This window comes from Acrocarpospora corrugata, assembly GCF_009687845.1.
In the GTDB taxonomy this organism is placed as follows: Bacteria; Actinomycetota; Actinomycetes; order Streptosporangiales; family Streptosporangiaceae; genus Acrocarpospora; species Acrocarpospora corrugata.
Genome location: NZ_BLAD01000081.1, coordinates 61408 through 69588, shown reverse-complemented (window position 1 = coordinate 69588; position 8181 = coordinate 61408). Strand labels below are relative to the sequence as shown.

Annotated in this window: 6 protein-coding genes and 1 tRNA gene; 6 read left to right on the top strand and 1 reads right to left on the bottom strand. The window is 67.9% G+C overall.

What is annotated here, in order from left to right:
- Positions 1-1264: 1264 nt before the first annotated feature.
- A tRNA-Leu gene (locus tag Acor_RS32150) sits at positions 1265-1347 on the bottom strand.
- Positions 1348-1455: 108 nt separating this feature from the next.
- Between Acor_RS32150 and Acor_RS32145 the strand changes: the two genes are divergently transcribed.
- Genes Acor_RS32145 through Acor_RS32120 form a run of 6 tightly spaced genes read left to right on the top strand, consistent with a single transcriptional unit; the run spans position 1456 to position 8137 of the window.
- Positions 1456-2196 (top strand): FhaA domain-containing protein, encoded by a 741-nt coding sequence (locus tag Acor_RS32145; protein ID WP_155340534.1) that lies wholly within the window; start codon positions 1456-1458, stop codon positions 2194-2196.
- A gap of 17 nt (positions 2197-2213) precedes the next feature.
- On the top strand, positions 2214-2678 hold the full coding sequence (locus Acor_RS32140; protein ID WP_155340533.1) for an FHA domain-containing protein FhaB/FipA: 465 nt from the start codon (positions 2214-2216) through the stop codon (positions 2676-2678).
- Positions 2675-3940, top strand: a complete 1266-nt coding sequence (locus Acor_RS32135; RefSeq protein ID WP_155340532.1) for a Stp1/IreP family PP2C-type Ser/Thr phosphatase — start codon at positions 2675-2677, stop codon at positions 3938-3940. The genes Acor_RS32140 and Acor_RS32135 overlap by 4 nt, the downstream gene beginning before the upstream one ends.
- A 32-nt stretch (positions 3941-3972) precedes the next feature.
- A complete protein-coding gene (locus Acor_RS32130) occupies positions 3973-5325 on the top strand; it encodes an FtsW/RodA/SpoVE family cell cycle protein (protein ID WP_155340541.1) in 1353 nt (450 codons plus the stop codon).
- Positions 5322-6782 carry a peptidoglycan D,D-transpeptidase FtsI family protein gene (locus tag Acor_RS32125; protein WP_155340531.1) on the top strand — a complete coding sequence of 487 codons (1461 nt, stop codon included), beginning with the start codon at positions 5322-5324 and terminating at the stop codon, positions 6780-6782. Before Acor_RS32130 ends, Acor_RS32125 begins: the two co-directional genes overlap by 4 nt.
- The gene (locus Acor_RS32120; protein ID WP_155340530.1) at positions 6779-8137 is read left to right on the top strand and encodes a protein kinase domain-containing protein; all 1359 of its coding nucleotides are present in this window, start codon (positions 6779-6781) and stop codon (positions 8135-8137) included. The genes Acor_RS32125 and Acor_RS32120 overlap by 4 nt, the downstream gene beginning before the upstream one ends.
- The last annotated feature ends 44 nt before the right edge of the window (positions 8138-8181 follow it).

Genomic DNA, 8181 nt, shown 5'->3' with positions numbered 1-8181 from the left:
GTCGGGTCGCGTGTAAGTGCCACTTGGGCGGCGGGGGCCAACCCAGCGTTCCGATGGGTGGGCGGGTGGGGGAACCACGTCGGCCGAGTGGAGCGGGCCGGGATGACCGAGCGTGAGCGTCTCGACGGACGGGTAGGTGGGGACCACGTCCGCGGTACTCGGTCGAGGCGAAGGCGATCGGCGTCCCGCTCGGCGAGGTGGTCGGCCGGATCACCGAGTTAGGGTCGCGATGAGGGTCGAGGTGCGACCCCTCGGCTGTGGCTGCTTACCTCACCCGCCTGTGGCGTGCCCGCTGGCACGCATGCCCAAATACGGGGACATTCCATCCCACCGGCCAAGACCCAAGGCAAAGATGTGTTCGCAAGCGCTCAGCTAGTGGATTGAAAGCGAGATCCACAAAATCACCAGAAGCTCCACCCGAACCACCGAAGTACCCCAAGGGCTTCAAACCAGCCCACCCACCCACTACCTTGATCGGTACTCCACCAGAGGAGATGTCCCGTGCCTCCACCCCGGCCACCGGCAACACACCCGGGGTCCCGCACGACCACGACCCTCACCCCAGCCCCTCCGACCGACGGCAGAGGGCCGACAACGCACCCCCATCGTGATCGGCTGGTGGCCGGTGCTTCGGGCCGCCTGGGCCTTCCAGCCCCCACAAACAACCCAGAAGCCACGACAGCGAAACTGGCCGCCACCACCAGCACCCGCGTCACCGTGCGCCCCAAAGCCACCATGAACGCAAAACGCACACAAAACGGCAAGGCCAACCCCGGCAAAGCAACCACCGTCGGCACCAGCAGATCAACGAACACCAGTGCCAACCCGGGTAAAGCAGCCACCGCGAACGTACACAGAACAACAAACAGCATGGCCAGCCCGGCCAACGCAACCGCAGTGCGCGTCTACCGAACAATGGGTGGGTCCGACCCCACGAAAGCCGCCGCCACGAGCGTCCACTGCGCCACAAACGGCGAAGCGGACCCGTACAAAGCAACCACCGTGGACATCAACCGTGATTCAACCGGCGGAGCCAACATCGGCAAACCCGCCACCGTAGATGCAACCGGAACAAAACCCGACGAGCCCAAAGCCATTTGGGCACCCAATTTGGCGTACGCCCCCATTTGTTTTACCAAACATGGGGGCGTGGGGGGCTCCGCCCCCCACAGTGGGGGGTTCGGGGGGTCACCCCCCCGTGTAACAACGAAAAGACCCCGACGAAAGGAAGCTAAGCTTCCGACCAGTCGAGGTCAGTCGTTCGTGGGCAAGGGGGGAGTTGAACCCCCACGTCCTTTCGGACACACGGACCTGAACCGTGCGCGTCTGCCATTCCGCCACTTGCCCCTTGCGGGTGCCCCCGTTCCCAGGTGCTGTGAAAGGTTAGCACGGAACCGCCAGTGCTACTGAACCCGGATACGATCCCTGTAGACGATGGAGGAAGGGAGGTAACCGGTGGGAGTCCTTCAGCGCTTCGAGCGGAGGCTCGAAGGCTTGGTTGAAGGCGCCTTTGCACGCGCGTTCAAGTCCGACCTTCAACCGGTCGAGGTCGCCAGTGCCGTTCAGCGAGAGATGGATGAGCGTGCCGCGATCGTCGCTCAGGGCCGCACGCTCGTGCCGAACGACTTCGTGGTGGAGCTGTCCACGACCGACAGCGAGCGGCTTGAGGTCTATGCCGACAGCATCAGCCACGAACTGGCCAACCTCGCCAGGGAGTATGCCAAGGAGCAGGGATACTCGTTCGTCGGCCCGGTCCGGGTGCGGTTCGAGACGGCTGACGACCTCGCGGTCGGGCTGTTCCGGATCCGTTCCGGAGTGATCCGGGGCGCGACGGTGGAGCAGGACGAGATCCGCCAGCCGGTGAGCGATGTGCCCGCCGGCCGGTCGAGCGCGTTCGGCGGCCATCCCCGGCTGCTGGTTTCGACCCAGGATGATCCGCAGGGCCAGCGGTCCTACGAACTGACCACACCGGTCACACTGCTCGGTCGCGGGACCGATTGTGATCTACGGCTGGTGGATCCGGGCGTATCGCGGCATCATGCCGAGCTACGGGTCGAAGGTCAGCTGGTCGTCCTGGTTGATCTCGGCTCCACGAACGGCACCTTCGTCAACGGGCAACCGGTCCGCAGGATCGAGATGCAGGACGGGACGAGGGTGACACTGGGTCGCACGACTCTGGTGTTCAGGCGCGATTAGAGGTAGATAAACGGTCCATGTCCGAGCTCACGCTGCTGCTGATCCGGCTCGCCTTCCTGGCGGTGCTCTGGTTCTTTGTCATTGCCGCGGTCGGTGTGATCCGGACAGACTTGTTCGGTCCACGCACGGCTCCGGCTACTGCCCGGAAGCCAACCAAACCGGCTAAACCGGTGTCTAAGCCCAAGAGGGGGGAACCTCGTCAAATGGTCGTCGTCGGCGGCCCCCTGCAAGGGACCATCATCAACCTCACGGAGACGCCCATCACCATCGGCCGGGCGACTGACGCCACGCTCGTCCTCAGCGACGACTACGCTTCGAGCCGGCACGCCCGGCTCTTCCCCCAGGACGGTCAGTGGATCGTGGAAGACCTCGGTTCGACCAACGGCACGTACCTCGACCGTTCCAAAGTGACCCGCCCGATGCCGGTGCCCCTCGGAACTCCGATTCGCATCGGCAAGACCGTCATCGAATTGCGCAAATGACAATCGCACTCCGCTACGCCGCCCGCTCGGACGTCGGCCTCCTCCGCGAAGGGAACGAGGACTCGGCGTACGCTAGCGGACGCCTGCTCGCCGTCGCCGACGGCATGGGCGGGCATGCTCACGGTGAGGTGGCCAGCTCGGTCGCCATCGCCGCACTGTCGTCCTTGGACAAGGACGCCTACGGGAGTGATCTGCTCGGCACGATCGAGGCAGCGGTCCGCGACGCCAACCATCAGCTGCATTCGATGGTCGCCCGCGATCCGAGCCTCAAGGGCATGGGTACCACGCTCACCGCGATGCTGTGGAACGGCACCAGATTCGCGCTCGTCCATGTGGGCGACTCGCGGGCCTATCTGCTGCGCAGCGGCGAGCTGTACCAGATCACCCACGACCACACGCTCGTGCAGTCGCTGGTGGATGACGGCCGGATCACCCAGGAAGAGGCCGCCAACCACCCGCAACGCTCGATCCTGCTGCGCGCCCTCGACGGCAGTGGCGAGGTCGACCCCGACCTGCAGGACCGGGAAGCCCAGCTCGGCGACCGTTACCTGCTGTGCTCGGACGGCCTGTCCACCGTCGTGAGCGCCGAAACCCTGCACCACACGCTGTCGACGATCGACGATCCCGACGATGTGGTGCGCCAGCTCATCGACCTCGCGAACCGGGGCGGCGGGCCGGACAACATCACCTGCGTGGTGGCCGACGTCCTGGAGCTCGACGACGTTCAGTCGGTCAACCACGTGGCCGCGGTGGTGGGCGCGGCCGGTTCCGGCCGGGTGCGTTCCGCGCCGCCGGACACCCCGGCGGGCCGCGCCGCAGGCGTGACCGCGCCACAACCGGTGATCACCGATCTGGACGATGATCCGGCGCCGGAGGCCTCGGCCTCCGGCCGCCGGGCCCGGAAGCGACGATCCCGTCCGCTTGTGGTCACCGTCGTCATCGTTTTCGCCGCCGCGCTCGGGCTCGGCGGCTATTACGGTTATCAGTGGACTCAGCAGCAGTTCTACGTGGGCGCGGAAGGCGACAAACTGGTCGTCTTCCAGGGCGTCAACGCCGATCTCGGCATTGTGTCCTTCAAGCACGTCGTGCACGACCCCAAGCTCTCGGTCTCGGCCCTCCCGCCGGTCGAGCAGGCGCGGGTCCGCGGCACCATCCCCGTTGACAGCCTGGAAGCCGGAAAGGAAAGGATCTTGACGCTGCAGGGCACCGTCAAGACTCCGGAGCCGTCCGCGTCGCCCTCCCCGACGGAGTCGGCTAAGTGACCGCGGCGGTGGCCGAGAGCGCGGCCGTCCCCATGACCGCCAAGCGGCGGGGGGCGCAGCTGGCGATGCTCGGCTTCGCCGTCCTCGTCGTGATGGGCGCGTATGCGAGCGTCGGCCTCGGCCTGGACGGGAAGATCCCCGCCGGCATGCTGACGTACGGTCTCGGCCTGGGCGGTCTGATGGTCGCCGCCTATCTGGTGCTGGCGCGGTGGGCCCCGTGGGCCGATCCGCTGCTGCTGCCGCTGGTGACGCTGGTCAACGGCATCGGCCTTGTGATCATCTACCGGATCGAGCAGTCGGGCCGGCCCGGCGCCTCCTCCACCACCCAGCTGATGTGGACGGCGCTCGGCGTGGTGATGTTCTCCGCGACTCTGATCGTGTTGAAGGACCACCGCGCCTTGCAGCGCCTCACGTACACGATGGGATTCGTCGGGATCGGCTCGCTGGTGCTGCCGCTGCTGCCGTTCATCGGCAAGGAGATCAACGGCGCCCGGATCTGGATCGGCATCGGGGACACCTTCACCATCCAGCCCGCCGAGTTCGCCAAGCTCGCGCTGGTGGTCTTCTTCGCCGGCTACCTGGTCGCCAAGCGGGACGTGCTGGCGCTGGCCGGGCGGCGGCTGCTCTTCATCGACCTGCCCCGGGTCCGCGACCTCGGCCCGGTTCTGATCACCTGGGGCCTCAGCCTGGCCGTGCTGGTCCTGCAGAAGGACCTGGGCAGCTCGCTGCTGCTGTTCGGCACCTTCATCGTGATGCTCTACATCGCCACCCAGCGGACCTCGTGGGTGCTCATCGGCGTGCTGCTGTTCCTGGGCGGCGCGATCCTGGCCGGTCAGGTCTTCGACCACGTGACGGCCCGGTTCGAGGTCTGGCTGAACCCGGAGGCGAGCGAGTTCTACGACCGCGAGCTGGGCGGCAGCTACCAGCTCATGCAGGGCCTGTTCGGCATCGGCTCGGGCGGCATCCTGGGCACCGGCCTGGGCGAGGGCCATCCGTACCTGATTCCGCTGGCCTTCTCTGACTTCATTTTCGCGGCGGTCGGCGAGGAGCTCGGCCTGACCGGGCTGATGGCGCTGCTGATGGTGTACGCGCTGATCGTCGAGCGTGGCCTGCGCACCGCGATCGCGGCCAGGGACCCGTTCTCCAAGCTGCTGGCGGGCGGCCTGTCCTTCCTGCTGGCCTGGCAGGTGTTCATCATCGTGGGCGGTGTCACCGGGCTGATCCCGCTGACCGGCCTGGTCACGCCGTTCATGTCGGCGGGCGGCTCCGCCCTGCTGGCTAACTGGATCCTTATCGCCCTGCTGGTACGCATGTCTGACGCGGCCCGTAGGCCACCGCCCCAGGCCATCCAGGACGAGGGACTGACACAGGTGTTCCAGCGATGAACGGCACTCTGAAGCGCGCCTCGATTGCCTGCCTGCTCATGTTCGGCCTGCTGATGGTCAACGTGAACTACCTGGGCGCGGTGAAGGCGGAGGACTACCGCACCGATTCGCGCAACGAGCGCGCCTTCTTCGCCCGCTACGCGGTGGAGCGCGGCTGGATCACCGCCGACGACGGCAAGACCACGCTGGCCAAGACGGTGGACACCGGTGGCACGTTCCGGTTCGAGCGGGAATACCCGAACGGCCGGATGTACGCGCATGTGCTGGGCTTCTTCGCCCCCGAGAGTTCGCGCGGCATCGAGGCGGCGGCCGGCAAGTACCTGGACGGCACCCACCCCGACCTGATGTTCCGCCGGGCGATCGACTTCGTCAGCAACAAGCCGGCCAAGGGCGCCAGCATCGACCTGACCCTCGTGCCCGCGGCCCAGAAGGTGGCCTACGACGCGCTGCGGGCCAGCGGCAAGCGGGGCGCCGTGGTGGCGATGAACCCGAAGACGGGCGCCGTCCAGGTGATGGTGTCGCTGCCGACCTACGACCCGAACACGCTGGCGGCGCCGAACAAGGCGACGGTCGCGACCGCGTACAACAAGCTGGACGCCGACGATCAGGATCCGCTGCTGAACCGGTCGACGGAGAAGACCTACCCGCCGGGTTCGACGTTCAAGGTGGTGACCGCGGCCGAGTTCCTGGAGGACGACCCGAGCCGGAACCCGGAGACGCAGGTGGCGGCGCCGCAGGTGCTGGACCTGCCGCAGACCACGGTCGGCCTGCCCAACTACGGCGGCGCCGCGTGCGGCGGCGGCCAGGTCTCGCTGCGGTACGCGCTGGAGCGCTCGTGCAACACCCCGTTCGCCAAGTTCGGCATGGAGCTCGGCTGGGACAAGATGCGCGAGCAGGCCGCCAAGTTCGGCATGGGCGAGCAGATCCCGTTCACGCTGCCGGTGGCCAAGAGCGACATCGGCCCGGAGGAGGAGCTGGCGGCGCTGGCCCAGCTCTCCATCGGGCAGCGCAACAACCAGATGACCCCGTTGCAGATGCTGCTGGTCGCGGCGGGCATCGCCAACGGCGGCGAGGTCATGAAGCCGTACCTGATCAACAAGATCGTCGGTCCGGACGGCTCGGTGCTGGACGAGACCGAAGCTGAGCCGTTCACCGAGGCGGTCAGCCGGGAGACGGCTGACAAGCTGAAGGAAATGATGGTGTCGGTCGTGCAGGCGGGCACCGCGGTCGCCGCCCAGATCCCGAACGTCAGCGTGGCCGGCAAGACGGGCACCGCGGAGGCGGGCGACGCGCCCGCGCCGCACGCCTGGTTCATCGGCTTCGCCCCCGCCGACGACCCCGAGGTCGCGGTCTGCGTGTTCATCGAGGCGGGTAGCGCCGGCAACGACGCGACCGGAGGTGGCACCGCCGCACCGCTGGCGAGGGACGTGATGCAGGCGGTGCTGCAGGCGAAATGAGCCATCCCCTGCTCGGTAATCGTTACCGGCTCACCGCCCGTATCGCCGCCGGGGGGATGGGCGAGGTGTGGCGTGCCAACGACGAGCTGCTGCACCGCGAGGTCGCGGTGAAGCTGCTGCGCGCGCATGTGGCCACCGATCCTTCGTTCCGGGCGCGGTTCCGCAGCGAGGCCAGGTTCACCGCCGGGCTGTCCGACGCGGCCATCGCGCAGGTCTTCGACTACGGCGAAGAGGACGACACCGCGTACCTGGTGATGGAGCTGGTGCACGGTGAGGCGCTGTCGGCGATTCTGGCCAGGAACGGGCGGCTGAGCGCGGAGGTCACGCTGGACGTGATCGCGCAGGCCGCGCGCGGGCTGAACGTGGCGCACCGGGCGGGCATCATCCACCGGGACATCAAGCCGGGCAACCTGCTGATCACCAACGACGGCATGGTGAAGATCACCGACTTCGGCATCGCCCGCGCGCTGGAGGCGGCGCCGGTGACGCAGACCGGGACCGTGCTCGGCACCGCCCAGTATGTGAGCCCCGAGCAGGCGTCCGGCACCACCCTGACCCCGGCCACGGACATCTACTCGCTGGGCGTGGTGGCGTACGAGTGCCTGGCCGGCCGGCCGCCGTTCACGGCCGAGACGCAGGTGGCCATCGCGCTGCACCATCTCAACGATCCGCCGCCGCCGTTGCCGGAGAGCGTGCCGCCGCCGCTGCGCGGCCTGGTGGCCGCGATGCTCGCGAAGGATCCGGCGATGCGGCCGGCCAGCGCCCGGGAGCTCGGCGACCGGGCGCTCGTGCTGCGGGACAGCTTGGCGGGTGGCGGCGGCGAGGCGCTGAGCGGGCTCACCGATCCGGCGGGTTTCCCGGTGACCGGGGCCGTGACCAGAGTGGGCGCGCCGCCGTCCGGGGGGCCGGGCACGGTGCGGAGCTACGTGCCGCCGCCGCTTCCGCCGGAGCAGAAACGCCGGATGCCGCCGCTGGCGCTCGCGCTCGTGGGGGTCGCGCTGGCGCTGGGTCTCAGCACGATCGCCATCCTGGAATTGCGGGATTCGGGCGCACCGGCAAATGATGGCAAACCCACGCAGGTCATCCCGGTTTCCGAGGTGCCGACGCCGCGGAAGTCACCGTCGCCGAAGCCGACGAAGCCGACCGCATCGGTGCCGTCGAGCCGTCCGACACCGCCCCCGTCGGCTACCGTTAGCACGACGGCGACTCCTACGCCAAGTCCGTCGCCGTCTCCGTCCCCGACTCCTTCCACCCCGACCGCGACGCCGAGTGAGACTCAGACGCCAAGTGAGACTCCACCAACCCCCTCAATTACCCCAAGCGCCTCAAGCCTCTCGAATGAGGAGACGCCATGACGTATGGGGTCGATGATGGACACCGGCGGCACCCCAAGATGAAC

What these genes read in the sequence shown, in the direction of transcription:
- Acor_RS32135 (WP_155340532.1), top strand. Translation starts at nt 2,675, where the DNA reads ATGACAATCGCACTCCGCTACGCCGCCCGCTCGGACGTCGGCCTCCTC.
- Acor_RS32120 (WP_155340530.1), top strand. Translation starts at nt 6,779, where the DNA reads ATGAGCCATCCCCTGCTCGGTAATCGTTACCGGCTCACCGCCCGTATC.
- Acor_RS32130 (WP_155340541.1), top strand. Translation starts at nt 3,973, where the DNA reads ATGACCGCCAAGCGGCGGGGGGCGCAGCTGGCGATGCTCGGCTTCGCC.
- Acor_RS32125 (WP_155340531.1), top strand. Translation starts at nt 5,322, where the DNA reads ATGAACGGCACTCTGAAGCGCGCCTCGATTGCCTGCCTGCTCATGTTC.
- Acor_RS32140 (WP_155340533.1), top strand. Translation starts at nt 2,214, where the DNA reads ATGTCCGAGCTCACGCTGCTGCTGATCCGGCTCGCCTTCCTGGCGGTG.